Origin of the sequence: Kangiella sp. HZ709, assembly GCF_009674675.1 — a bacterium.
Classification (GTDB): Bacteria; Pseudomonadota; Gammaproteobacteria; order Enterobacterales; family Kangiellaceae; genus Kangiella.
In genome coordinates this window covers 285675-310954 of sequence record NZ_WKJC01000002.1, presented here as the reverse complement: position 1 = coordinate 310954, position 25280 = coordinate 285675, and the positions used below count along the sequence as shown (strand labels likewise).

Below are 25280 nucleotides of genomic sequence, written 5' to 3'. Positions count from 1 at the left end.
ATGGTCGAAAATACCTTTATTGGGCGCTACAAAATTCTAGAAGAACTTGGGCGTGGCGCTATGTCCGTTGTCTATAAAGCGCAAGACCCAGACATAGGACGTGAGCTTGCAATTAAGCTTTTAAAGCACGAGTTAATAGAAAAGGTAGAGTATCGAGAGCTTTTTGTTAGCGAAGCAAAATCTGCAGGCCGATTGAGTCATCCATCGATTGTTACTATTTACGATACAGGTATTTGGAATGGGCGGCCCTTTATTGCCATGGAATTATTGGATGGCGTTACTTTGGATGAATTTCTATACGAGAAAGGTGTGCTGAGCCTTGATGAGCTAATACCTCTGGCTAGAAGTTTAAGCCAGGCCTTAGGTTATGCTCACAGGCAAGGTGTTATCCATCGAGATCTTAAGCCTGAAAATATATTTGTTATCGATGATGGTGCTAGTTTTAAAATTACCGATTTTGGTATTGCTAAAATTGAAAGTGAGTTCCTGGAAGAAAAACTAAAACAGGATTCGAATGATGCCGATCGTGACTCGCAAATTATGGGTACTCCTGCTTATATGTCGCCTGAGCAGATTTCAGGGCGTGGCATTGACACCAAAACTGATTATTATTCGCTAGGAGTTATTTTATATCAAGCGAGTAAGGGTGAATTACCGTTTAAAGCAATTAATCACGCCGCTATTTTGCAAGCTGTACTGCAACAAAACCCTGAACCTTTAAACTTAAATTTTGAGGCTGGACTTGTATGGCAAACTATTGTCTTTAGACTTTTACAAAAGAATCCAGATTTGCGCTATGAGTCTACAGAAACCTTGATCGAGGAACTGGATAAATTAGAAAAGGAGCACCTTGAAAATCTTAAAGGATTAACTGAGATTAAATTTGTTTCCATGAGTGCTCGCTGGGCGGTTGGACTTTCAAGCTTCGTTTTTTTAGTTATGATACTTGGGATGGTTTGGGTTAATCAAAAGCAAACGCGGCTGATGAACCAATTGATGTATGACTATGGGTTTTCTATTAGTCAGATTATTGCCAGCGAAACTGCTGAGCCTTTATTATTAGAAGAACGCCTAACGCTTCAGTCAATAACAGAAACCATTGCTGAAAATCGTCAAGTGCTTTATTTGAGTATTAGAGATCAAAGTGACACTATCATTAGTAGTAATAATAAAGTGGATGTAGATAAAGCTTTTGGGAAAAATACTGAATGGGAATTAGTAGAAAGCGTCGCACAAGGAAGCGTTTATTTTGATGACGTAAGCTTTAGCCAGAACGCATACTTTTTTGATAGTCCAATCATGTATCAGCAAAAAGAAGTGGGGCGAGTTAACGTTGCATTAAGTAGAGCTAATTTGCAGCAGGCATCAAACTCATCTATCTTGACCATGATTATTTGGATGTTGTTAATTTTGCTAGTCGTTTTTGTAGGTATTTATTGGTTGAGTAACCGCTTTGCTAAACGTATAAATCTTAGTCGTCAAAAGCTGCATGATATCCGCCTTTATGGAGAGGCTTCAGCCTTACCGATAACTACTCATGATGAGTTTGGTCGTATGGAGCAAGAAATCAATCAGTTATCACAAAAAATGGCGGGCTTAACTCGTACTCAGAAAATCAATATTGTTGAAGTTGATGCTAAGCTAGAGGATGCCATTACTCAAAGTAAAGATATCGAGAAGACTATAGTTATTACTGATTAAATATTGTTTTTTATAACCCTTTAAGTTTTTTCTGTAGGCTTTTAACTCGATCTGTATAAACTAACGCTAAATCATCATTAGGTTTTAATTTTAAAATTTGACTCCAAAGGATAGAAGCTTTATCTAACTGTTGATTACGATAAAGTTTTAGCGCTTCTTGATGCATGGTTTCAGTCACAGAATCTCTGGCTTGAAGGAACAAGTCTAGAGAATTGGAATAGTTTTTATCTAGGCTTAGAGCCTGCATTAAATCTTTATAGGCCTCATCGATCTGACCTTTACCTACCTTCTGCAAAGCATTGTGACTTAATTGATTGCACTGAATTTGCGTTGCCTTCCTAGTTAATTGCGTTTTGTTTATACCAGCTAGGTTTTGATTAGCTTTTAAACCATTAATTAGAAAACTTGCCTCAGAATAATCTCTTTCTTCCAGTTCTTTATCAGCTTGCAGGCTAGTTGCTTCAACTAGTTTTGCTTGTAAGCCTAAATCTGCCTTTAGGTTAGGGTGAGTTAAAGCCCAATCAATGGCTTGATTGTATTTTTGCTGAGAAATGAGGCTATTCAACTCTGGGTACTTTTGACTTGCAATAATCAATGGCTCTTTTGTCGAAGTAGAAGGCCGTTTTAAGGGTGTTGCCTTTGTAGTTTGCGAAACTGATATATTCGTAGGAATAAGAATAACTTGCCCAACTTTTAATGTCTGCTGCTCATTAAGAGAATTAAATGACGCAAGTTGGCGATAATAAATAGAAGAGCCTAAAGTTTTTCGGGCAATACTACCTAAGGTATCATTTTTCTTAACGACATACTCTTGGGGAGTTACTGATTTACGAACTTCATTTTTTGGCTTTGTGCTTGAGTGAGAACTTGATTCTGTTGCATCAACCACTTGAACCAGCTCTTCGCTCCTATCTTGCACAAAAGAGCAGCTCGATATTATTAATGTCGAAATTACTAGGCTTGTGGATTTGATTCGAATCATAGTTACTCTGGAAGGTCTTCTTAATTAAACACTTTAGTTATCTTAACAAGATACTTCTCTTAAGCTCAAATAATGTATTACAGATTGTGACCTGTGTTAAGAAACGTTATGTTTCATAATACGTTCTTTGGTTTTATTCCATTCGCGCTCTTTTTCTGTTGCGCGTTTATCATGCAGCTTTTTACCCTTAGCAAGCCCAATTTCGAGTTTTGCCAATGACTTTTTCCAGTATAGTGCCAAAGCGACTACTGTATTTCCTTGCTGTTCAGCGCCGCGGTATAACTGAGCGAGTTCATGATCATGTAATAACAACTTACGAGTGCGCATTGGGTCGGCAATTATATGAGTCGAAGCACTTAATAGTGGTGAGATGTGGCAACCAAATAACCAGGCCTCGCCATCTTTTAGCAAAACATAGCTTTCGGCCAAGTTAGCCTTGCCAGCGCGAAGGCTTTTCACTTCCCATCCTTGTAATACCAAGCCTGCTTCGAATGTCTTTTCTATGAAGTAATCGTGTCTTGCTCGTTTATTCAAAGCAATGGTATTGGAATTTGCTTTATTTTTCTTTTGTTTTGCCAAAATGGGTTCATGTGTAGTTAATCAACTTTGGTAATTATAGCATTCTGGTTAGTGCAGATGCTACAATCCTATCAATTAGTATTATTTTAATATCCATGAAAAGCATACATCGACAAGCCATTGTTCCGTTTAGCAGTGAGCAAATGTTTGCATTGGTCAATGCAATAGAAGACTATCCTGAGTTTTTGCCTTATTGTTCGGGCTCAAAAATTCTTGAGAAAATTGAACATGAAGTCACGGCTGTCTTGTATGTTGCCAAAGGCGGTTTCGAACAGTCATTTACTACTAAGAATAGCAATACTCCGCATAGTGAAATTGTTATGTCATTGGTGGATGGACCATTTAAGTTTTTAAATGGTGTTTGGACTTTTAGCGCCCTATCTGAGCAAGCTTCTAAAATTGAACTGCAGTTAGAGTTTGAGTTCTCTAATAAGTTATTAGAGTTAGCCTTTGGAAAAGTATTTAACCAGCTGGTAGAAAGTTTTGTTGACGCTTTTACTGCAAGGGCAAAATTAGTATATGCCTAGTTTTTACTCTTTGACGAAACGAATAGGGCCTTATATTTATGAGTGATACCATTAAAGCTGAAGTTGCTTATGCGCTCCCTGATAAACAAACGCTACTGAGTCTGCAGGTTGATAAAGATGATAGTCTTGAGGTCATAATCAAAGCTTCTGGTATTTTAGAGCTTTATCCAGAGATAGATTTAGCGGTTAGTAAAGTTGGTATATTTAGTAAATTAGCGAAATTAACCGATACTTTGCATGATGGTGATCGTATAGAAATATATCGTCCATTAATAGTCGATCCTAAAGAAGTCAGGAAGCAAAGAGCGTTGAAAGCAAGCGCAGGGAAAAATAAATAATATGGTTAAAGGAGTTTATACCTTTATTTATTATTTGCTCTCACCTTTGATGTGTATCCGCTGGTTTTTTAAAAGTTTAAAACCGCCCAAGTATCGCGAGCCGTTTCGTCAACGTTTTGGGTTTGTAAAAAAACATAAGAGTACCGACTTATGGTTTCATGCCGTTTCTATGGGTGAAACCAGTGGTGCCATTTCGATTATTAATAAATTATTATCGTCAAACCCAGAATTGAACATTGTAGTTACCACCACCACGCCCACGGGCGCTAAATTATTATTAGAAAATTTAGGTGACAAAATTACTCATTATTACTCGCCGTGCGATTTACCTGGAAGTATCAAACGGTTCGTATCGAGAGTATCACCGAAGCTAGTGGTTATCATGGAAACTGAGCTTTGGCCCAATTGGTTGAGTTATATAAATCAACAAAGGATACCTATAATACTGGCCAATGCCCGCCTTTCTGAATCATCGGCCAGAAAATATTCGTTCTTTAAAGATGCGAGCAAATCTTTATTTTCAAAGCTATCGAAAGTCTTAGCGGTGAATGAAGCAGATGCTCAGCGTTTTGTGAGCTCAGGTGTTTCGAAAAGCAATGTGGAAATAACTGGGAATATTAAGTTTGATGCAGAGTTCCCTCAGGCCAATTTTGATGAGTACTTCCCCTATTGGAATAAAGAATTTGTTTGGATAGCTGCAAGCACTCATCACGGAGAGGATGAGCAAATATTGCAGGCACATAAGCAAGTGGCAGAAGTTATTCCAAGTGCCAAATTGATTTTGGTTCCTAGACACCCCGAACGCTTTGAAAGTGTCGCTGAGTTAATCTCACAGAATGGTTTTCAATTCTCCAGACGCTCAGAGCGGTCGAGCTGGAAAGAGTCTGCTAGTGTTTTGCTTGGAGATACTATGGGTGAGTTGTTATTTGCCTACGAAAAATCAAACGTAGCATTTATCGGGGGAAGCTTTGTTGATATCGGTGGCCATAATGCAATTGAAGCCGCCTATTACTCTAAACCAGTTCTAACAGGCCCTGATTATCATAACTTCCAATATCTATTTGATTCATTAATCGATATAGATGCCGCAAGAGTAGTTATAGATAATCAGCAACTTGCCACTCAATTAATTCTGTTAGCGAATGATAATATTGAGGCAGAGCTGATGGGTGAAAAGGCTAGAGCCTTTATTGATAAAAATAAAGGCGCCTTAGAAAAAGTAGTGACTGTTATCCAAGGCACCTTGCCTAAGGTCTAATTTTACTAGTAATTAAGCAGCAACTGATTAACTTCTTGTAAATCAGCTTCGGTCAGCGTTCCTGCTGCTGATTTTAAATTTAAACCATTAATTAGGTAGTCGTACTTTGCGCGGGTCAAATTACGTCGAGCATTGTAATAACTTCGCGTTGCATTTAAAACGTCAATAATATTTCTTGTACCGGCTTGATATCCTTCTTGGGTTGCCTCTAAGGAACTTTGACTGGATTCAAGACTTCTCTTATAAGCATTGTATGAGATAATAGCTGCTTGAAGATTAGTAAAGGCATTTCTAGCACTGGCTTGAACCTGTCTAGCTGTTTGCTCATGTTGATGAGACGACGTTAAATAATTTTGTTTTGCTTGTTCTGTTTGAGCATCTACTCTAAAGCCTGAGAAAATTGGGACGCTTAAAGTTAAACCAGCATTGTAACCTTGCTGTTGGTTAGATGTATCTTGTACCGTCCCTGGAGGCGCGATGTTTGGAGAAATTCCTTGCGGGAAACTTCTTTCTGTGTCCGAATCACTATCGCTATAGGTAACATTCAGATCTAAGGAGGGGTAGTGACCACTTCGGTTGCGCTCAATGTCTTTTTTTGCGACTTTAACATTATATTGTTGGGCTTTTAATCCTAAGTTTTCTTGTGCTGCTACACGAGTCCAGTCTTCAATATTATTTGGCGATGGGTCTGAAAGCTTCAAGCTATCCCCCATACCCTCAAGTTGTATGTAGTAATTGTTAGTAATTTGGCGCAAAGCTTCTTTAGCAATAGTTAAACTGTTTTTTAAAGATACTTCATTAGCCAACGACTGATCATAGTTAGCTTGGGCATTCAAAAAGTCGGTAGCGTTTGCAAGTCCAGACTCATATTGCTCTCGCGTTAGATCTAGTTGTTTTTTTAACGCCTCTAACTCTGATTGAGTAGTGCTTAAATTCTCAGTAGCAGATAAGACATTAAAGTAACTTTGCGCGGTTCTGGTGATTAGACTTTGCAAGTTAGAGCCATGAGTGAGCTCCGATGCTTTTAAGCGCAAATTCGCCTGATCTAAAGCAACCCAGTTTGACCAGTCAAATATAGACTGATTGAGTTGAACTCTATAAGTTGTGCCTTCACTGAGGTTAGTAAAAGGATCGGAGGGACTGCCATCTAGGCCTTGTCCTTCAAAATCTGTTTCGTTTCTAGAGCGAGTTGCACTAGCACTAATTTGAGGTAGCAAACTTGAACGGCTAAGTCTGACGCTTTGTTCAGTAGCTTTTAAATTAGCATGGCTGATCAAGTATTGAGTGTCGTTTTTTAGAGCATCTTGATAAGCGCTCATCAGATCCGTCTTAGTAGCGTTACTTAAGCTTTGGGTTTCTGCATTAAGGGTGACTATATTAAAACTTAATGCAATGCTCAATGCGATCAATTTCTTTTTCATTAACAGTGTCTCTTTCTCTTTAAAATAAAAAGGCTTCAGCCTTTTTTGCATTTATTAGTAGTTCAATTTCGGTTTCGAATAATACTTCTTCTTGCCAATTATCCTCGTCAGTTCGAGTAACTAGCTTTGCTTTCATCGCTGGCTTACTTCCTTCAATACAAAACAATCGTCCCCCAATGGTTAAGGACTTTTTAAAGGACTCAGGTAATTCGTAAAACCCTCCAGTAATAGCAATCACGTCATAAGGACCATAGTGTGACCAGCCATTAGAGGCATCGCCTTCCTCGAATTCGATATTACTTAACCCTAAGGATTGGCATTGCTCTTGTGCTGACTCCAAGTAATCTTTAATAATATCTATGGAGTAAACTTTATTCGCTAAGGTCGCTAATAATGCGGTTATATAGCCGCTACCTGTACCTATTTCCAGAACTAAATCAGTTTTCTTAATGCTTAACGCTTGGAGCATTCTAGCTTCCTCGCGTGGCGGCATCATGTACTGATTTTGGCTAAGAGGAATTTTGCTATCTGTATATGCTAGCTGCTTATAACTAGTAGGAACGAATTCCTCTCTGGGCATAGCTGCAAACAAATCTAATACCTGGTTATCAAACATATACCAAGGGCGGATTTGTTGCTCTACCATATTAATTCTTGCTTGCTCGACATTGAATGAATGTTGACTTTGCATAGACTCCTCTCATTTGCTAAAAAGCATATAAGTTATTGTTATTTCAAACAAGAAACCAAGTGTAACAGATTATGAAATGGTCTATGTTTGGTTTTTAACTTCTGTACAATACTAGAGGCTTTTAGCTAATTAATCCAATAAATTCAATGAGATAAACTATTGAAAAACAAACTTACAAATCAGCAGATAAATATCGTCAAAGAAGAGCTGCTTTATGACGGTTTTATGCAATTGAAAAAATTGACATTTGACCATTTGAAATATCAAGGTGGTTTTGAAAATGCTGTACAACGAGAATTACTGATTCGAGGTAAAGCGGTTGGTGTGTTGTTATACGATCCAATACAACAGCTCTTTGTAATGGTTGAACAAATCAGAATAGGAGCACTTGAAGATCCTTTATCGCCTTGGGTGTTGGAAATCGTTGCAGGGTTAGTTGAGCAAAATGAACAAGATGATGAAGTGGCTCAGAGAGAGGCAATGGAAGAAGCTGGCGCTAAGATCAGAAAATTAATGCCAATCCAAGAATACTGGGCAAGCCCTGGTGGCTCTGATGAAAGGATTGCATTGTTCTTGGGAGTGGTCGAGGCTAACTCGGTTTCAGATTTTGCAGGACTAGACTCTGAACACGAAGATATTAAGGTCGTGAAACTATCGAGAGATGAAGCCTTGCAAAAACTGCAAGGAGGTCATATAAATAACTCTATGGCACTGATTGCTTTACAATGGTTCTTTCTTAACGAAGGCCAGTTAGATTTTAAAGATTTTTAAATGAGTTAAGAATTAAGAACTAAGAGTTAAAACTTGCATGGGTAATTTTCAAAAAAAATATAGTCCAGATTTGCGCTCTTTTATGGCTGTGTCTACGACTAATTATGCAAAATTCATGAAGTTGCTTCCTGAAATGGCTTCAATAAGCAAAATTGCACCACTTACACAGGTGCATTTTCAAAAACAGCCTTCGCTCGCTATTAGTTTATTACAGGCAAGTCGTTACACTCAGACTGTGGAACTTAAGCAGCAAGGGTTTAAGCAACCAGAGTTTCAACAAGGAGAAGTGCTAAAACACTTACACAGAACTTTTTGTGTTAGGGTTTATCATGATGCCAAGATGGCTGAAGTGCTTTCAGGGGTGCATGACTCTATGCTGCCACCGGTTTTTAAGCAGCCTAATCCAGAAATGAAACAAGTTGATGAAAAAGCTCAACTCAATCGCTTTTTAGGCGAATGGCTCAGTTTTTGTCTCGAATATGGCGAAGTCGATATTGAATATAAGACGCAATTGGCGTTTTTATCCTGAAAAATAAGTGATAATTCTAGAAAATTAATTAAATATCAGTGTGTTGAGTAAACTAGAGCCTGCGATTATTAAGTCATCAGAAACAGTCGATACGCTGGAATTGATTCAGATATCCGATCCTCACCTTTTTGCAGATGAATCGGGTTCACTGTTAGGAGTGAACACTCGCGAGAGCTTTCTCGCTACATTGGATTTAATCCAAGCCAATCATCTATATATTGATCTGATTATCGTGACTGGCGATATTTCGCAAGATTTATCCGCCGAGTCTTATGAGTTTTTTGCGCAAGCGATGAAAGTGTTTAACTGCCCTATTTATTGTTTGGCTGGAAATCATGATGAGGTAGATGCTCTTGAGTCGCTTGCTGAAGCTGGTCATATCAAAACTAACAAGCAACTCGACATTAAAAATTGGCAAATTCTACTGGCGCACAGTCAAGTTAAAGGGAAAGTGCATGGTTTAATATCGTCTGATGAAATGCACTGGATCCAACAACAATTGAACACGAATGATTCTAACGCTTTAGTTTTTACTCATCATCACCCAGTTTATAGTAATGCGGATTGGATTGATGATATTGGCATAAAGAACTGCGAAGAATTTACCGCTATGCTGTCTGAGTTTAAACAGGTGAAAGCTTGCGGCTTTGGACATATTCACCAAGATCTTTCTGTTACCCAACAGAATATTGATTATTATTCCGCCCCTTCAACTTGTATACAATTTAAGCAAAATTCAAGCGAGTTTGCTGTCAGTGAAGAATTACCGGGTTATCGTATTTACCATTGTTATCCTTCAGGTAAAGTGGAGACGCAAGTGATTCGCGTTAATGATTTCAAGCTTAGTCTTGATATGACTGCCACTGGCTATTAATTATTACCTCAAATCTGTTTTATAGTTTAATTTTTACTTGCACTTGCTGATCGAGCTTTATAGGATGGCTAGATAAAGGAAGCTCAATATATTGGGTATTTCAGAACAATTTCATTCAAATAATAACTCAAGATTATCTAAATCTTATAAATCAGTAATTTATGTCAAATCAGCAATATAACGCAGAAGCTATTGAAGTTTTAAGTGGCTTAGATCCTGTAAAAAAACGTCCGGGTATGTACACGGATACTAGTCGCCCCAATCATTTAGCGCAAGAAGTAATCGACAACAGTGTCGATGAAGCTCTAGCCGGTCATGCTAAAACGGTGCAAGTGATTCTATATAAAGACGATTCGTTAGAAGTCATTGATGATGGCCGCGGAATGCCAGTGGATATTCATCCAGAGGAGGGTATCCCTGGAGTTGAGTTGATTCTCACAAAATTACATGCCGGCGGTAAATTCTCCAATAAAAACTATCAGTTTTCTGGCGGTTTACACGGTGTTGGTATCTCGGTCGTGAATGCTCTTTCAAAAAGAGTTGAAGTCTCAGTAAAACGAGATGGCAAACACTATAGTATGGCTTTCGAAGATGGTTTTAAGAAAACCGATCTAAAAGTGATTGGTGATGTTGGTAAACGCAATACAGGAACTTCAGTAAAGTTCTGGCCAGATACCCAATACTTCGATTCAGAAAAATTCTCTGTTTCCAGGCTCTCACACGTCTTAAAGGCGAAAGCGATTTTATGTCCTGGTTTAAAGATTATTTTTGATAACAAGAAAAGCGGCGAAAAAGAAGAGTGGTTGTATGAAGATGGCTTAACCGCTTATCTCTTAGAGGCTGCTTCTGGTTTTGAAAAGTTACCCGATGAGCCATTTGTTGGTTCGATGCAAGGTGAGTCAGAAGCTGTTGATTGGGCTTTTATGTGGATGACCGATGGTGGTGACTGTTTAGCAGAAAGCTATGTAAATTTAATCCCAACTGCGCAAGGTGGAACTCATGTTAATGGTTTGCGCAATGGTGTTATTGAAGCTATTCGTGAATTTTGTGAATTTAGAAATTTATTACCACGTGGAGTTAAGCTAACGGCTGATGATATGTGGGACCGTATTTCTTATGTTTTGTCGGTAAAACTTGATGACCCACAATTTTCAGGGCAAACCAAAGAAAGACTCTCATCCCGGCAATGCGCGACATTTGTCGCTGGTGTGGTCAAAGATGCCTTTAGTTTATGGTTGAATCAAAATCCTACGATTGGCGATTTATTAGCCGAAAGAGCAATTGCTAATGCGCACAAGCGCATGCGAGCAGGTAAGAAGGTCGCTAGAAAAAAAATCACTCAAGGCCCAGCGCTACCTGGCAAATTAGCAGACTGTGTTGGTCAAGATGCTATGGCAAGTGAACTCTTTTTAGTTGAAGGTGATTCTGCAGGTGGCTCTGCAAAGCAAGCTCGTAATAAAGAGTTTCAAGCGATTATGCCGCTAAGGGGAAAGATCTTAAATACTTGGGAAGTAGATTCTTCGCAAATTTTGGCCTCGCAAGAAGTGCATGATATTTCGGTTGCGGTAGGCCTTGATCCAAACTCTGATGACTTATCTAAACTGAGATATGGAAAGATTTGTATTTTGGCTGATGCTGATTCCGATGGTTTACATATTGCAACCTTGTTATGCGCACTATTTTTAAGGCATTTTAGGCCGCTAGTTAGAGCGGGTCATGTTTATGTAGCAATGCCGCCACTCTATCGTATTGACATCGGTAAAGACGTTTATTATGCACTGGATGAAGATGAAAAAGAGGGTGTTTTAGACCTAATCAAAGCCGAGAAAAAACGTGGCAAAGTGCAGATTCAGCGCTTTAAAGGCTTGGGCGAAATGAACCCTAAGCAATTGAGAGAGACCACCATGGCGCAAGAAACGCGCCGTTTGGTTCAACTGACCATTGATGGTGGTGATAACTCTGAAAAGGTTATGGATATGTTGCTCTCTAAAAAGCGTGCATCTGATCGAAAAATTTGGTTAGAAGAAAAGGGCAATAAAGCCGACTTTTAATTCAGCTTGTTTAAACAAGCTGATATCAATAGAAATTTAAAGTAAGAGAATAATTGATGACTGAAGAACTCAATTACGAAGGAATTGAACAAAAGCCGCTTGCAGAATTTACTGAGCAGGCATATTTGAATTATTCCATGTACGTGATTATGGATCGCGCATTGCCACATATTGGTGATGGTCTGAAGCCTGTGCAAAGACGTATCGTTTACGCTATGAGCGAGCTGGGTCTAAAAGCTACTGCAAAATATAAAAAATCTGCACGTACAGTTGGTGATGTTTTAGGTAAGTTTCATCCGCATGGTGATTCAGCTTGTTATGAAGCAATGGTTTTAATGGCGCAACCGTTTTCGTATCGCTATCCATTAGTGGATGGTCAAGGAAACTGGGGTGCACCGGACGATCCTAAATCTTTTGCCGCAATGCGATATACCGAATCGCGCTTAGCAAAATATTCTGAAGTTTTACTGACCGAAGTTAGTCAAGGTACTGTTGATTGGGCGCCTAACTTTGATGGAACTATGCAGGAACCTAAAGTGTTACCGGCACGCTTGCCAAACTTATTACTTAATGGCACCACCGGCATTGCCGTTGGGATGGCAACCGATATTCCTCCGCATAATTTAACTGAAGTTGCGAATGCTTGTATCCATTTACTAGAAAACCCAAAAGCCGATATCCCTGAATTAATGCAACACATTCAGGGACCTGACTTCCCAACAGATGCCGATATTATTACCCCAGCTGATGACCTTTTGAAAATGTATCAAGAAGGGCGTGGCTCCATAAGAATGCGTGCTCGATTTGAAGTGGAAGATGGTGAAATTATTATTGATGCTTTGCCGCACCAAGTATCGGGAGCAAAAGTTTTAGAGCAGATAGCTGCTCAAATGCAGGCAAAAAAATTGCCAATGGTCTCTGATTTACGCGATGAATCCGATCATGAGAACCCAACTCGTTTAGTCATTATACCTCGCTCTAATCGTATTGATATTAATGAGCTAATGTATCATTTATTCGCGACAACTGATTTAGAACGTACCTATCGCGTTAATATGAATGTGATAGGAATTGATGGAAGACCACAAGTAAAAAACTTGCGCGTTTTCTTAAAAGAATGGCTCGATTACCGGTATGAAACAGTAAGACGCCGTTTACAATATCGCTTAGATAAAGTGCATGACCGACTGCATATTTTAGATGGTTTATTGGTTGCTTTTTTAAACATTGATGAAGTCATTCATATTATTCGAACTGAAGATAAGCCAAAGCCTAAACTAATGGCACGTTTCAAAATAAGCGATCGCCAAGCTGAAGCTATTTTAGAGTTAAAGCTTCGACATCTAGCTAAGTTAGAAGAAATGAAAATCCGAGCAGAACAAGAAGAACTGGAAGATGAAGCCGATTATTTACAGTTAACTTTAGGCTCAAAAGCTCGTATGAAAACTTTAATTAAGAAAGAAATTAAAGAAGCAATGCAAGACTTTGGCGATGAGCGCCGATCGCAAATCGTAGAGCGTAAAGAAGCTAAAGCATTATCAGAAACGGACTTGATGCCAACGGAACCTGTAACAGTAGTTTTATCGGAAAAAGGCTGGGTACGATGTGCTAAAGGTCATGATATTGATGCTGCAGGAATGAATTATCGCTCTGGTGATGATTACCTAGATTCCAGTAAAGGTAAATCCAATCAATATGCGGTCTTTTTAGATTCGACTGGCAGAACCTTCTCTTTGCTGGCGAGCACCTTACCTTCTGCAAGGGGGTTAGGTGAGCCGGTAACCGGTCGAGTAAATCCTGTGGCTGGAGCTGAATTTTTAGCCACTATCATGGGCGAAGATGAGCAAAAATTCTTGTTTGCATCAGATGCAGGCTATGGTTTTGTTGGTCAATTCTCCGATTTAGTCACTAAAACCAAAAATGGTAAGGCATTTTTATCCTTACCATCCGGTGCTAAAGTTTTAAAACCAAGGCGGGTGAATGACTATGATTCCCAATATTGCGTTGCGGTATCTAATGAAGGCAGAATGCTTGCTTTCCCGCTACAAGATTTACCGCAATTAGGCAAAGGTAAAGGTAATAAAATTATCAGTATTCCAACTGCACGGCTAAAGCTGCGTGAAGAGTTTGTGGTAGCAGTGGCTATAATTTCTGAAAAAGACTCTTTAGTAATTTATTCAGGTAAGCGCCATTTAACTTTGAAACCAAAAGATCTTGAGCATTATCGCGGCGAGCGTGGTAGGCGTGGCAGCAAGCTGCCAAGGGGCTTTCAGCGAGTTGATTCTATGCAGGTTGAAACTAAAGATTAGTTTATTGCAGTAAAAAACGAGTTTGACGCTCAATAACCATGGCATCATCTGCGGTTAGAGCGTCAATCATCAACAAATGAAACTCTCCAAAATCTTCTACTTCAATTTCAATATCTGTTTTAATGATATCGCTTAAGGTTTGTAAATAATCTTCAGTTGCTTCTATCCATAATCCGGGCTCAACGATACTAAAGAAATGTTGATATACGGCATTTTCAAACTTTAAGTTGTTTATTAAAAGTTTCGGATTGAAATCCAACTGTTTAAGGCAAGATTCAAGAATTTGGATTTTTTTAAAGTTATCTAAACCCAACTCTTCGGGCAAGGCAAAGATCAGCAAATCATTTTCAAATGAAACTAACGAGCTTTTATTATGAGCTGTCCACTTGTTAAATAAAGATAATAGAGTTTGTTTAGGTTTTTGATTATAAAGCTCCCAATTGGCATGGATAATCAATAAGTTTGATGATTCCAGCTGTTGCTGACTACGTTTGAGTAGTTGCTTTAATTCAGATCGGTAACTCACACGAGGTTCTAGCTCTGCAATAACTGGCTTAGTAGCTTTATTGGGCTTGATTTTGAATAGCAAGGTTATTGCTGCCAATAACCAAACAACTCCTGATAAATAATAAAGCCAATGGTGGTTCGAAGAAACTTGAGAGTTGGGCGCATTAAATTGATAAATAATATAAGCCGTATCTTGTTCTTTAATGGATAGATAAGAAACTTTTGGCAAGAAATTTTGGTCTTCTTTTGAAGACTTTGCTACCGCTTTGTCGATTAAGTTGCCATTAGCTTGATAGACAGCGAGGCTCTGTAGCTGCTGATAAGTTAGTAAACTCGTTAAAACTTCAGGGATAGCTTCATAACGATTAGCGACTAACAAGGGTTTTAGTTGTTGATCGCCACTCTTAATGATGAAATCGATTAACTGTGATGCTTGGACGTCTTGATAATCTTTTTGCTTAAAGGATAAAAAGCTTTGGGCAGCTACCGCATACAATAACAAAAAAACTGCTAATAAAAATAGAAATTTAACGGTTGGTATCGAGTTTAACCATTGAGATACTTTATGCGGTAACTTCACTGGTAATATTCCATAAATTTTTCAATAATATAGCACACTTTAAAAACCTGTTGTGCAATCCAAAGCGATATTCTCAATGGCCTATTTGTATATTATTAGTTCTAGTCACTCCATCGTCGCCCTAAAGGCCTTGTTGGATAATAACTTTGATTTTAAAAAAATTATCATCAAAGATACTCCTGCAACAAATTGCAAGAGTTTGGCGATAGTCGAAATAACTCAGCAGAAACTCCGAAAGATTAAAGCGAAATTAGAATTACATCAGTTAGATTACATTTTTTCACTATCGCCATTAAAGCTACCAGAGCTGGTGGTCTTTGATATGGACTCCACGCTAATCCCAATAGAAGTTATAGATGAGCTGGCTAACTATGCCAATAAAAAGCAAGAAGTGTCTTTAATTACTGAGTTAGCAATGCAAGGAGAATTAGATTTTAATCAAAGTTTACGCCAACGTGTGAAGCATCTAGCCGGTTTACCCCAGAGTGTGATTCAAGATTTAGCAGCTAAGCTTGAGTTTAATCCTGGAGTTAAAGAATTTTGCCAATACTTAACTTCTCAAAAATGCCAACTAGCTATAGCTTCTGGCGGCTTTACGCCTTTTGCCGAAAGTCTAAAACAACAGGTAGAATTTAGTTATATTCGTGCCAATCGGTTGCAAATAGACGATAAGGAATTAACTGGAGAAGTTGAAGGAACTATCATTAATGCGCAAGAAAAAGCCAAAGCCATAAACGAGTGGAGAAGCGAATTAAATCTTACTTCAGAACAAACGATGGCGATTGGTGACGGAGCTAATGATTTATTAATGTTACAAGCGGCTGGAATCGGAATTGCTTACGATGCCAAACCGGCAGTTAATCAAAGCGCCAGTTCGGTGTTGAAATATTCCTCAATGGCGGTTTTGATAGATTTATTTGAATTTACAAGAAGTCTCTAGAAGTCGTTTTCAGTAAAGTCGTAATTCATGCTCTCAAGAGGTTTGGAAACATAGTTACCCATGGCGAAATCAATCCCTAGCGGCCAAATAAGAGCAAGGGTTGAAGCATCTTCGAGCTTAGTGGCTACCGTCATGATTTTATTTTGATTAGTGATATTCGTTAGAGAGACCACCTTTTCAGAACCATCTGACTTGAGGGTATCAATGAAGTCGCCACTTAAAGTGATGTAATTTGGTTTTACTTCTGCTACTAATTCTTTGTCTTTGACGCCAATATTGTTAAGGCATAGGCCAATATCGCAGCCAGCCAAAGCTTCACTTAAAATTTTCACACGATTTAGATAAGATTGAGCAATATCAGCTTCTACGCACAGTACGACCTGGTTAGTTTCAATCACAGCTTTCTCAATAGCATCGAGCAGCCATTCAAGCAAATCTTCTGTGACCAAGGTTCCTGGACTTAGCTTGGTAAATAATTTTAACCGTTTGTTTTTATCTTTGTCTGCTAATTCTTTAAGTGCGGTTTTAATGCTTAAGCGATCAATTTCTGCATCGACGCCTAACTTTTCAAAAATACTAAAGATACCATCGCCTAAAATTAACTCGCCTTTTTCGTTTAAATAACGGAAGAAAGATAAATACTGGCGGTTACTGCTCCCTTTCAATGGCATCATAGGTTGATATAGGACCTTAATGTTGCCAGCTTCTTTAGCTTCTAAAAACTCATCATAAATAGCTTTTTCTTTCTCATTCAAAAGAGTATCAAGAGTTGGATTAAATATTTTAAAACCATCACCGCCATCGTTTTTGACCTTGTTACAAATAGCGTTTGCTTGAGCAAGGAATTTACCAGCTTGTAATTGATTTTCAGTAGTAGTAACGGTACCAATACTGAAGGTGATTTTGATGGTTTGACCGGCTATTTCAAAGCTAGTGTTTTTGACTTCTTGACAAAGCAATCTTGCTAACTCACTTGGCAGGCTGTCTGATTCGCTGAGTAAGATCGCGAAACTACTATCGCTAATACGGCCCTTGCTAGAGTCATCAGGAGTTTGAGAGGTTAGCCATTTAGCAACGCTATCCAATAACTCATCACAGGCAGAGATGCCAAATTCGGATAAATAGTTTTGATAGCCATCAATTTCAATAAAGTACAAAATTGAATCGAGGCCTGTTTCGTCAGCACTCTCTACCGCTCCTGTTAGTTTTTTGACAAACGCAGGTCGATTGAGAAGACCAGTGACTTGGTCAATCGAACTGGCTTCTTTTAATTTTTCCATGAGCTCGGTTTGATCGGCAACTTCTCGAACTAATAGCTGCAAACAGGGTTCTTCATCATAAACCGCTGAAGATACGATAAACATAGCTTCAAATTCAGTACCGTCTTCTTTCTTGCACTGAATGAGAGACTCTACTTCTTCTGCAGACTCGGCTTGCTCTTTAAATAAATCTTTGAGTTTTTGGGTGTCGCTAGAGGCAATCAAATCCATAATGGTCAAAGCTGACAAATCATCATTATCGTAGCCAAAACGCTCTGAATAGGTAGGGTTGGTATAGATATGCATCCCTTCGCCAATATAAGCGATAGCATCTTTTGAGCTATCTAGCAGCAGCTCATTACGCTTGCTAGTTTCTAGAATTTGTTTATTGGCTTCAAAAGCTTCCAATTCACTGGCTACTGCTTTTTGCTCACGTTTGATTAGCCATGATAAAAGATCGATGTTTTCTCTATCGACACAGTCATTTAAACCCAGGCGCATCATATCTAAACGCTTTCCCTCGGTATATTCATTCGCTAAGTAAATGGCTGGTAGTAAGGTTCTTTGTGATTTCAGCAGTGATAAAGCCTGCTTAACCGGAAAGTTATCCATAGAGCTAGAAAACAGGGCTAAATGCCAAATTTTCTGTTTTAGTTGTTCATTTAGCTTTTCGCTGTTGGCAATTTGCTCATGACGTATGGCTAAACCAAGGTTTTTCAATTGGCTTGCTAATTCTTCGCATTCATTGGCAGAAGAAGAGAAAATCAATGTATTGATCGATGTGTTTTTCTTATTAGTCATTGGATATAGTCTATAAAAGCGTTGAGCACAATCTTAACCAGATTGGCAAAAAAATGTATTAACTGAAGCACAAATTTAACAGTATTTTAATATTAACAAAAGTAAAAACTTACTAACCTTGCAAGCATCTATTTAAAAGCTATTCCAATATTACTTAGGCTGATACTGGAATTGAATAAAATTAGAGGTTTGCAATATACGTTTAGTGAGTTCTATTTTATATTCTTGGCCCGGAGTCATAATGGCCACTGTTTGCCCTGAGCGATAACCCATAGGGGGTAAAACAATACTATTGTCTACTCCTACATTCGGCATCTCAGGTAATAAAAGCCCATTATGATGATAGGCAGGTTTGGCATAATCCCAATCCAAAGTAGCGCGTACGGGAGTCGCTTGTGGAGAAATCAGCTCAACTCCAATTAAGAAGCTATCTTGGTTGTGCCAACGGTTCCAGCGAATCAAACCTAGGTTATATTCTATTTCGCCATTTTTGTAGTTTTGTACCGTAACTAGCTCATTCGATTCCACATTATTTGATGGCGATTTCTCAAATGCTAAACAAAAACCAGCGGGACTTACGTCTTTAATTAAACCGTGTACCCACTCATAAGCATTACGAGTTTTTAGCTCTTTAAATGGCTTATTTTGGTTTTCCTCGCGACGCTGTTCGTAATCTCTAGGCTTATAGATAGAGTCAAAAGCATCATTTGCACGCGGAGTATTGGATGCGTTACCAAAAGTGTTTTCTTGGTTCCAAACAAAACTGTGTTGACTATCATCTTCCTCAACTTGAATGCTTAAGCCACTTGTTTCAAACATCGGCTTTTCTTTTGGTTTACCAAAGAAACGTTCGCGAACTTCTTCGCCCAATCTTTCTACTAAAAAATGGTGGGAAGCTGCCATACCAATCGCTGCTTGAGTCGCATCATCGGTATTTATGCGAATAAAGTTACGGCTTTTGACGGTTTTCCAATGTTCTATTAAGTGAATTTTTAAACTTTCTGTTAGCTCTAAATCAGTATTTTTGCGGAACAGGCCTAAAAAGCCCTGGCCATTTTCGATGGCATTGTTTTCAACCGCATCTACCGCTTGGTTTAAGTCAATCCCTAACCAGTTGTCATTCTCACTATCGATGGCATCACTGGGTTGCGGCGCAATATTTAGCGAGGTGGAGTAGGCATACAAAGTAAGCGGGTTGACTTTTGGGGTGACCTCAATCAAGGGCGACAATAAATCCAAGCTTTGATAACACTCGTTTACTTCGCCATGTTTCATTTGGAAAGGGTTACAAGTTGATAATGTTATATTGCGCTTGAATTGGTGATTGATGGATTGCAGATCAGAAGATTCACTTTTAATTTTTTGATCTAAAACCCCAAGCTCTACTGCTTTAGCATAAATAATATTTTGTTGTTGCCACACTTTTGATGCGACGGTTTTGTATAGCTGATAGCGCTGTAGTTGAATCAGGCCTTGGCACTTTAGTGCATTGGCGCAAGCCGAAACCAATACGGTTTTTGTTTGTTTGGCTAAACGGTCCGGATCGGCAACTAAATCTTCTATTACAGCGTTATAGCCAAAAATTTGTTCAGTGGATAAGGCATGAACTAAATCCGATGCAGATTTTAACTTGGGTGCATGATTCAACGGGCTGTGAATGTAGGTTCCAGATAAGGAGCTAATGAGCTGGTCAGAAATGTCATTTAACTCTTCGAGAAGGTGTAATCTTTCTCTGGGAGTGAAGGGTGATTGATTCAGATCGTAAAGCAGGCGGAAAACTAAGGTGGCGCTTTCGCCTAAATCTACCACAGGTAATTCTTTCAGCCAGCGCTGAATCTTCCTTGCCGAGTCTGGGATGTTTTCAACATTGACATCGAGTTTAACGCGAACGGTTAAACCTAGCGGGCCTTCTGCTAGCGCCATTACTATGCTCCTATTCCTTTATTCTTGGTCTATATTACCCAATGACGTTAGCAAAATCTAGCATAAATATATGCAAGTGATTGATTTTAAATGGTCAAATCAACTAAAGTCTTATTTGGCTCACCTGATTTTTCTTGCACCAATTTTGGCACTAGAAACCCTGCTAGATTTGCCTGTAATTGCTTATAAATAACATTGGCGTCTTTATTTGAAACTGCAAAGTGAGCGGCGCCATTAACGCGGTCAAGCATGTGCAAATAGTAAGGGGTTACTTTTGCTGAAAATAGTACTTCACTTAACTCTGATAATATTTTTGGGCAATCGTTGATGCCTTTCAGTAAGGTACTTTGATTTAATAAGGTGAAACCAGCTTGCGCTAATTTATGCATTGCCGAAGTAAATTTATCATCGATTTCATTGGGGTGATTGACATGCATAACCATGACCATTTGCAAACGAGACTTAGTCAGACTCAAGAGTTTAGAGGTCACTCGTTGCGGAATAACTACCGGTAAGCGGGTGTGGATTCTTAATCTGATGATTTGTGGTATTTGTTCAATAAAAGCAACAAATTCAACCAGATAAGCATCATTGACTGCTAAGGGATCGCCGCCACTGATAATGACTTCATTAATTTGCGGATTCTTTTTAAGATATGTAGCTAATTGATGCCAGTCTTGTTTACTAGCGCGATTTTCTTGATAGGGAAACTCGCGTCTAAAACAATAGCGGCAATTAACCGCACAGTGGGTTGCCAACATAAATAGCACGCGACTTTGGTATTTATGCAATAACCCAGCCATACCGGTTTGAGCTAAGGCTGTGGATTCACCCAAAGGATCGTTGCTGTATCCGCTTACTCTGATACTTTCTTCTGAAAGAGGCAAAACCTGTAGCAACAAAGGGTCGCTTGGGTCGGTTTTTTGCATTCTCTCTACGAAACTCAAAGGCACCAAGGTTTTAAAGCTTTGGTCTTTATCCAATTGATAGGGCAGCTCGGCTATATCCAATTCAAGCAGGCGCAACAGCTCATTGGGATCGCGAATTGCAGTGGAAAGTAACTTTTTCCACTCATTATCCTGCCAATAAGCCTCATTTCGAGGTAGAATCTGCACGTTTTGAATCATATTTAGCTAAATTTAGAGGATTTATGGGCACTATAACTACAAATGACTTACGTAACGGTATCAAAATCATGCTTGATGGCGAGCCATGCAGCGTAGTTGATAATCAATTCGTTCGTCCTGGTAAAGGCCAAGCTTTTAGTAAAACTAAAGTATTATACTTACTTACGGGCAGAACCGTTGAAAAAACTTTTAAATCCGGTGAATCTATAGAAACAGCCGATATTTTAGATACGTCAATGGAGTATTTATATACTGATGGCGAGTTCTGGTATTTCATGGATTCTGATACTTTCGAGCAAGTATCTGCAGATTCCAAAGCGGTAGGTGATAATGCTAAATACCTTATTGAACAAGATAAGTGCCACGTAATGCTTTGGAACGGAAATCCTATTCAAATTAACCCACCGAATTTTGTAGTACTAGAGGTGACTGATACCGACCCAGGACTAAAGGGCGATACTTCAGGGGGCGGCTCTAAACCTGCGACCATGCATACTGGTGCGGTAGTACGAGTGCCTTTGTTTGTGAATATTGGGGATAAACTTAAAATCGATACGCGCACCAACGAATACGTTTCCCGCGCTTAACCTTAACTTGTTAAAATCGTCTCACTCTTCGTTAAATGATAATTTTGTTGTGCTCATTGGCTACAAGCCAACTGCGCGTCCAAAATTATCATTTGCCTCGATTAAGCCAATTTCCCCTGCGTTAAAGGAGTTTTAGTGAAACGGAAACAAGCAAATTTGAGGGATGGTTCTGAATGGATCGACCATGAGGACTGCATTGTTGGGGATGAAGAGGGTATAAGGAATTTAATGAGAGCCTGCGAAGAAGCTTTAGCAAAAGGAGAGTTTTTTTCTTCTGAGCTAGGTGATTATGTGGGAGTTAAAAAGTTACCTTCAGATTGGTTTAAGCAACCTAAAGATTCGAATAAAACCATTCTTGCAAATCAAATTTTAGGATGTGTTTTATTGATGATAGCCGCTCTCATATTCTTCGGGGCATATACTGTCATTAAATGGTTCGTTTAATGTTTTTAATAATCTCTTTAATGAGGGGTGTCATTAGCGGAATAACCGAATATTTAGGGCCCTTTTCTTTGATTCGTTTTTTTGTGGGGGCAAAGGAATGAGTAATTGGCAACCTTCCTGCTCTATCGAAACTTTAAAAGCTCGTGCTGAGTTGTATGTCCAGATCCGTGAATTTTTTGCTGGAAAAAATGTGTTAGAAGTTGAGACTCCTTTGTTGATGCAGCACGGGGTGACGGATCGCTATATGCAGTCGATGCAAGTGCACGGGGTTTATAGTTCGCCGGGTTTTTTGCAGACATCTCCTGAGTATGCAATGAAGCGTTTATTAGCAGCTGGTTCGGGCTCAATTTACCAAATTGGCAAGGCTTTTAGACTAGAAGAATCAGGCGCTCGACACAACCCTGAGTTCACTATGCTGGAGTGGTATCGAGTAGATTTTGATCACTGGGCCTTGATGGATGAAACATTTGAATTGTTGGTAAAAGTTTTAGGCCAAAGGCAAAGAGTTAATTACTCTTATCAAGAAGCTTTCAAAGTCTTTTTAAACATTAATCCTTTTACCATCAGTTTAGAACAATTAAAAATTTTATCGGAAAAAACATTAGGTGAATTGCCAGATAATTTAGAGCCTGATGATTATTTAAGTCTATTATTTGAAGATCAAATTGAGCCTAAGCTCGGCACAGAAAACACCATAACATTTATTATAGACTTTCCTGCAAGTCAGTCAGCGTTAGCAAAAATCGATCCTAAAAATCCAAAAGTTGCACAAAGGTTTGAAGTCTATATTGAAGGCTTTGAGCTAGCCAATGGCTTTAATGAGTTACAGGATTCTGGTGAGCAATTAGAGCGTTTTAAAGCGGATAATGCATGGCGAAAAGCTAATGGCTTAGAAGAAGTTGATATCGATACCAACTTTATTCAGGGGTTAGAAAGTGGTTTGCCTCAATGTGCCGGAATTGCGTTGGGTCTTGATAGATTATTGATGATTCATTTGAACTTAAAACACATTAAACAAGTTCTAGCATTTCCTGCACACTAGCAGCGTTTTATAAGTAAGTTATCTTTCTCTTGAAGATCCTTTAACTAAAGTTCCCTTGAACCAAATATCACTTTAACCAAAGATCGATAATATGCCTTGAGATAGAATAGTTCATTGGCAGAATTAACTTTTCAGCTTTAATAAGATTGTGAATTTCTTCACGTGAAAACCAAGCCGCATTTTCCAACTCTTTATCTTTTAAGATTATTTCAGTGGTTACTGCCTTGGCTTTAAAGCCAAGCATAACCGATTGAGGAAAAGGCCAAGGTTGCGATGTGATATATTCCACCTGGCTAAGTTCAATTCCAACTTCTTCTAACGCTTCTCTTTTTACCGCCTGTTCAAGGCTTTCGCCAGGTTCAACAAAGCCTGCGACATTCGAATAACGGTTTTCTTCCCAGGTAGATTGACGGCCTAAAAGTATTTTTTCGTGACCTTTATCATCGGTATGGGTGATAGCGACAATAATAGCCGGATCGGTTCGTGGGAAGTGTTGCTTAGCACATTCTTGATTACTGCATTTACGGACAAAACCTGAGTCCATGGCGTAGGTTTCATTACCACAGTAACCACAAAATTGATGGACGCTATGCCATTGATTTAGAGCTGTAGCGACATTGACTAGATAGCTATCTCTTTCATTCAAAACCGCTATTAAGCTGCGTAAATTACTGCTGTTTGACGAGATAGTCTCTAATGCTTGCTGTCCAGACACACGATAGGCAAAATAATGCTGCTCATCAATTAAGCCTAAATAGATAAAATGAATATCCGAAAGCTTACCAACTCTCTCAGCTAGTTCACTCTTACTTAACCAATTAGCACCTTTTTCTGTGCTTGAAACCGTTTGTCTAAATACGGGTAAGAATAGTGTATTGGGGTGGTCAATAGCTGATTTAATGAAAGCGTTATCTTGGCGCATTTCGCCTTGTCTATTGAGCTGGTCAAACTGAAAAGTAAACATTAGAAATACCAATAAATCACTGTTAGTCCTATGATTGAAATTAACAACCATAAGATAATGCCGAGAATAAAGGCTTTAGGAGAGATGCCTAATATACTCTTTTTATTTAAACTTGCGCCCATCCAAAGTAAGCTCAGCGCAAATAGACTTTTAGCAACAAACTGAATATTCGGTTTCATCGTATCAAGCGGCAAAAAATCACTCATAAAACTGGCAACGATAAATAAAACAATAAACCATGGAATAGTCACTTTAGTGCTCTGATTCTCAGTGGCCTTTTTATTGGAAATGAATGCCGCTAATAATGCAACAGGGATTATCCAGAGTGCTCGTGATAATTTTGTGGTGGTGGCTACATTTAAAGCTTCTTCCCCATATTGAGATGCAGCACCAACTACACTGGAAGTATCGTGTATTCCAATGGCAGCCCAAAGACCGAACTGTAACTGAGAAAGTCCAAGCCAGTGACCAATGATGGGGTAGAGGAACAGTGCGACGGCATTTAGAATAAATACGATGGCTAAGCAAAGGGCCATATTATTGCCTGAAGCTTTGATTGAAGAACCTATGGCGGCAATAGCACTACCACCGCAGATAGCCGTTCCCGAGCTGATTAACCAAGCGATTTCGTTGTTAAGTTTAAGTGCCTTAGATAACAGTAATCCGATTAATAGGGTTCCGCCAATAACGGCGACTGTTAACCCAAAGCCGGTTTTAGCGGTTGCTAGTAATTCTGTCACCGGAAGCGAAAAGCCTAAGATCACAATTGCGATTTTGAGTAGTAATGAAGCCCACTTGTTTAATGATGAGCTTTCTAGTGGTTGATATCGGCCATTGGCAAACCAACCTAAAATTAAGCCACTGGCTAACGCATAACTGGCATTTAACCAGCCAAAAAGGGCTGCTATGCTCAATAATAAGAGTATCCCAAAAGCTATTTTAGGTGTGTTACTCAAGCTATATCACCCTGACTATAACAGTCATTAACGAACTTTAGTTAAAATCTATGTTAGCTATTCTATAAAAATATACTAGCAAAATCATATATTTATATTCTTGGAGAAAAATTATTTGT

The 25280-nt window shown here is 38.9% G+C and carries 23 protein-coding genes; 13 read left to right on the top strand and 10 right to left on the bottom strand.

Features of this window, described 5'->3' with window-relative positions; genetic code table 11:
- Entirely contained in the window at positions 1-1701 is a 1701-nt protein-coding gene (locus tag GJS41_RS10350; RefSeq protein ID WP_154247290.1) for a serine/threonine-protein kinase, read from the top strand.
- A 10-nt stretch (positions 1702-1711) separates the two neighbouring features.
- Here the strand turns inward: GJS41_RS10350 and GJS41_RS10345 are convergent, their stop codons facing one another.
- Both GJS41_RS10345 and smpB read right to left on the bottom strand, forming a co-directional pair.
- Positions 1712-2620, bottom strand: coding sequence for a LysM peptidoglycan-binding domain-containing protein (locus GJS41_RS10345; RefSeq protein ID WP_195758382.1), 909 nt, complete (start codon positions 2618-2620; stop codon positions 1712-1714).
- 159 nt (positions 2621-2779) lie between these two features.
- A complete protein-coding gene (gene smpB, locus GJS41_RS10340; RefSeq protein ID WP_154247288.1) occupies positions 2780-3262 on the bottom strand; it encodes an SsrA-binding protein SmpB in 483 nt (160 codons plus the stop codon).
- 95 nt (positions 3263-3357) lie between these two features.
- Between smpB and GJS41_RS10335 the strand changes: the two genes are divergently transcribed.
- Genes GJS41_RS10335 through waaA form a run of 3 tightly spaced genes read left to right on the top strand, consistent with a single transcriptional unit; the run spans position 3358 to position 5385 of the window.
- Entirely contained in the window at positions 3358-3789 is a 432-nt protein-coding gene (locus GJS41_RS10335) for a type II toxin-antitoxin system RatA family toxin (protein WP_154247287.1), read from the top strand.
- Between the two features lie 38 nt (positions 3790-3827).
- Positions 3828-4127: an RnfH family protein gene (locus tag GJS41_RS10330; protein WP_154247286.1), complete on the top strand. Its 300-nt coding sequence runs from the start codon at positions 3828-3830 to the stop codon at positions 4125-4127.
- A 1-nt stretch (position 4128) separates the two neighbouring features.
- Entirely contained in the window at positions 4129-5385 is a 1257-nt protein-coding gene (waaA, locus tag GJS41_RS10325; protein WP_154247285.1) for a lipid IV(A) 3-deoxy-D-manno-octulosonic acid transferase, read from the top strand.
- 5 nt (positions 5386-5390) lie between these two features.
- Here waaA and GJS41_RS10320 read toward each other — a convergent pair whose 3' ends face one another.
- Together GJS41_RS10320 and GJS41_RS10315 are read right to left on the bottom strand one after the other, a co-directional pair.
- Positions 5391-6806, bottom strand: coding sequence for a TolC family outer membrane protein (locus GJS41_RS10320; RefSeq protein WP_154247284.1), 1416 nt, complete (start codon positions 6804-6806; stop codon positions 5391-5393).
- Between the two features lie 19 nt (positions 6807-6825).
- Positions 6826-7497 (bottom strand): protein-L-isoaspartate O-methyltransferase, encoded by a 672-nt coding sequence (locus tag GJS41_RS10315; protein WP_154247283.1) that lies wholly within the window; start codon positions 7495-7497, stop codon positions 6826-6828.
- Positions 7498-7656: 159 nt separating this feature from the next.
- Between GJS41_RS10315 and GJS41_RS10310 the strand changes: the two genes are divergently transcribed.
- From GJS41_RS10310 to parC, 5 genes are all read left to right on the top strand, one after another.
- Entirely contained in the window at positions 7657-8268 is a 612-nt protein-coding gene (locus GJS41_RS10310; RefSeq protein ID WP_227551330.1) for an NUDIX domain-containing protein, read from the top strand.
- 37 nt (positions 8269-8305) lie between these two features.
- Positions 8306-8797, top strand: a complete 492-nt coding sequence (locus GJS41_RS10305; RefSeq protein ID WP_154247282.1) for a DUF1249 domain-containing protein — start codon at positions 8306-8308, stop codon at positions 8795-8797.
- Between the two features lie 43 nt (positions 8798-8840).
- Complete coding sequence (cpdA, locus tag GJS41_RS10300; protein ID WP_154247281.1) at positions 8841-9671, top strand: 3',5'-cyclic-AMP phosphodiesterase; 831 nt, start codon at positions 8841-8843, stop codon at positions 9669-9671.
- A 161-nt stretch (positions 9672-9832) separates the two neighbouring features.
- Entirely contained in the window at positions 9833-11722 is a 1890-nt protein-coding gene (gene parE, locus GJS41_RS10295; protein WP_154247280.1) for a DNA topoisomerase IV subunit B, read from the top strand.
- Between the two features lie 56 nt (positions 11723-11778).
- Positions 11779-14031, top strand: a complete 2253-nt coding sequence (gene parC / locus GJS41_RS10290; protein ID WP_154247279.1) for a DNA topoisomerase IV subunit A — start codon at positions 11779-11781, stop codon at positions 14029-14031.
- Between the two features lies 1 nt (position 14032).
- Here parC and GJS41_RS10285 read toward each other — a convergent pair whose 3' ends face one another.
- A complete protein-coding gene (locus tag GJS41_RS10285) occupies positions 14033-15118 on the bottom strand; it encodes a hypothetical protein (protein ID WP_154247278.1) in 1086 nt (361 codons plus the stop codon).
- Positions 15119-15194: 76 nt separating this feature from the next.
- Here GJS41_RS10285 and serB point away from each other — a divergent pair, with 76 nt between their 5' ends.
- A complete protein-coding gene (serB, locus tag GJS41_RS10280; protein WP_154247277.1) occupies positions 15195-16058 on the top strand; it encodes a phosphoserine phosphatase SerB in 864 nt (287 codons plus the stop codon).
- Here the strand turns inward: serB and GJS41_RS10275 are convergent.
- The 3 genes from GJS41_RS10275 to epmB all read right to left on the bottom strand — a co-directional run bounded on the left by GJS41_RS10275 (position 16055) and on the right by epmB (position 21168).
- Complete coding sequence (locus GJS41_RS10275) at positions 16055-18118, bottom strand: EAL domain-containing protein (protein ID WP_154247276.1); 2064 nt, start codon at positions 18116-18118, stop codon at positions 16055-16057. The genes serB and GJS41_RS10275 overlap by 4 nt on opposite strands.
- A 150-nt stretch (positions 18119-18268) precedes the next feature.
- Positions 18269-20041 (bottom strand): hypothetical protein, encoded by a 1773-nt coding sequence (locus GJS41_RS10270; protein ID WP_154247275.1) that lies wholly within the window; start codon positions 20039-20041, stop codon positions 18269-18271.
- Positions 20042-20127: 86 nt separating this feature from the next.
- Complete coding sequence (epmB, locus tag GJS41_RS10265; protein ID WP_154247274.1) at positions 20128-21168, bottom strand: EF-P beta-lysylation protein EpmB; 1041 nt, start codon at positions 21166-21168, stop codon at positions 20128-20130.
- Positions 21169-21191: 23 nt separating this feature from the next.
- On the opposite strand from epmB, the gene efp reads away from it, so the two are divergent.
- The 3 genes from efp to epmA all read left to right on the top strand — a co-directional run bounded on the left by efp (position 21192) and on the right by epmA (position 23241).
- Positions 21192-21755, top strand: a complete 564-nt coding sequence (gene efp, locus GJS41_RS10260) for an elongation factor P (RefSeq protein WP_154247273.1) — start codon at positions 21192-21194, stop codon at positions 21753-21755.
- A 135-nt stretch (positions 21756-21890) separates the two neighbouring features.
- Entirely contained in the window at positions 21891-22199 is a 309-nt protein-coding gene (locus GJS41_RS10255) for a hypothetical protein (RefSeq protein WP_154247272.1), read from the top strand.
- 97 nt (positions 22200-22296) lie between these two features.
- Complete coding sequence (gene epmA, locus GJS41_RS10250; protein ID WP_154247271.1) at positions 22297-23241, top strand: EF-P lysine aminoacylase EpmA; 945 nt, start codon at positions 22297-22299, stop codon at positions 23239-23241.
- A 67-nt stretch (positions 23242-23308) separates the two neighbouring features.
- Here the strand turns inward: epmA and nudC are convergent, their stop codons facing one another.
- Entirely contained in the window at positions 23309-24205 is an 897-nt protein-coding gene (gene nudC, locus GJS41_RS10245; protein WP_154247270.1) for an NAD(+) diphosphatase, read from the bottom strand.
- A complete protein-coding gene (locus tag GJS41_RS10240; RefSeq protein ID WP_154247269.1) occupies positions 24205-25161 on the bottom strand; it encodes a putative sulfate exporter family transporter in 957 nt (318 codons plus the stop codon). The genes nudC and GJS41_RS10240 overlap by 1 nt, the downstream gene beginning before the upstream one ends.
- Positions 25162-25280 lie beyond the last annotated feature (119 nt).

Bases quoted from the DNA above. Each gene is read 5' to 3' on its own strand.
- GJS41_RS10270 (WP_154247275.1), bottom strand. From the start codon at position 20,041: ATGGCGCTAGCAGAAGGCCCGCTAGGTTTAACCGTTCGCGTTAAACTC.
- serB (WP_154247277.1), top strand. From the start codon at position 15,195: ATGGCCTATTTGTATATTATTAGTTCTAGTCACTCCATCGTCGCCCTA.
- GJS41_RS10320 (WP_154247284.1), bottom strand. From the start codon at position 6,806: ATGAAAAAGAAATTGATCGCATTGAGCATTGCATTAAGTTTTAATATA.
- GJS41_RS10275 (WP_154247276.1), bottom strand. From the start codon at position 18,118: ATGACTAATAAGAAAAACACATCGATCAATACATTGATTTTCTCTTCT.
- GJS41_RS10330 (WP_154247286.1), top strand. From the start codon at position 3,828: ATGAGTGATACCATTAAAGCTGAAGTTGCTTATGCGCTCCCTGATAAA.
- GJS41_RS10305 (WP_154247282.1), top strand. From the start codon at position 8,306: ATGGGTAATTTTCAAAAAAAATATAGTCCAGATTTGCGCTCTTTTATG.
- epmB (WP_154247274.1), bottom strand. From the start codon at position 21,168: ATGATTCAAAACGTGCAGATTCTACCTCGAAATGAGGCTTATTGGCAG.
- waaA (WP_154247285.1), top strand. From the start codon at position 4,129: ATGGTTAAAGGAGTTTATACCTTTATTTATTATTTGCTCTCACCTTTG.
- nudC (WP_154247270.1), bottom strand. From the start codon at position 24,205: ATGTTTACTTTTCAGTTTGACCAGCTCAATAGACAAGGCGAAATGCGC.
- parC (WP_154247279.1), top strand. From the start codon at position 11,779: ATGACTGAAGAACTCAATTACGAAGGAATTGAACAAAAGCCGCTTGCA.
- epmA (WP_154247271.1), top strand. From the start codon at position 22,297: ATGAGTAATTGGCAACCTTCCTGCTCTATCGAAACTTTAAAAGCTCGT.
- GJS41_RS10350 (WP_154247290.1), top strand. From the start codon at position 1: ATGGTCGAAAATACCTTTATTGGGCGCTACAAAATTCTAGAAGAACTT.
- GJS41_RS10335 (WP_154247287.1), top strand. From the start codon at position 3,358: ATGAAAAGCATACATCGACAAGCCATTGTTCCGTTTAGCAGTGAGCAA.
- parE (WP_154247280.1), top strand. From the start codon at position 9,833: ATGTCAAATCAGCAATATAACGCAGAAGCTATTGAAGTTTTAAGTGGC.
- efp (WP_154247273.1), top strand. From the start codon at position 21,192: ATGGGCACTATAACTACAAATGACTTACGTAACGGTATCAAAATCATG.
- GJS41_RS10315 (WP_154247283.1), bottom strand. From the start codon at position 7,497: ATGCAAAGTCAACATTCATTCAATGTCGAGCAAGCAAGAATTAATATG.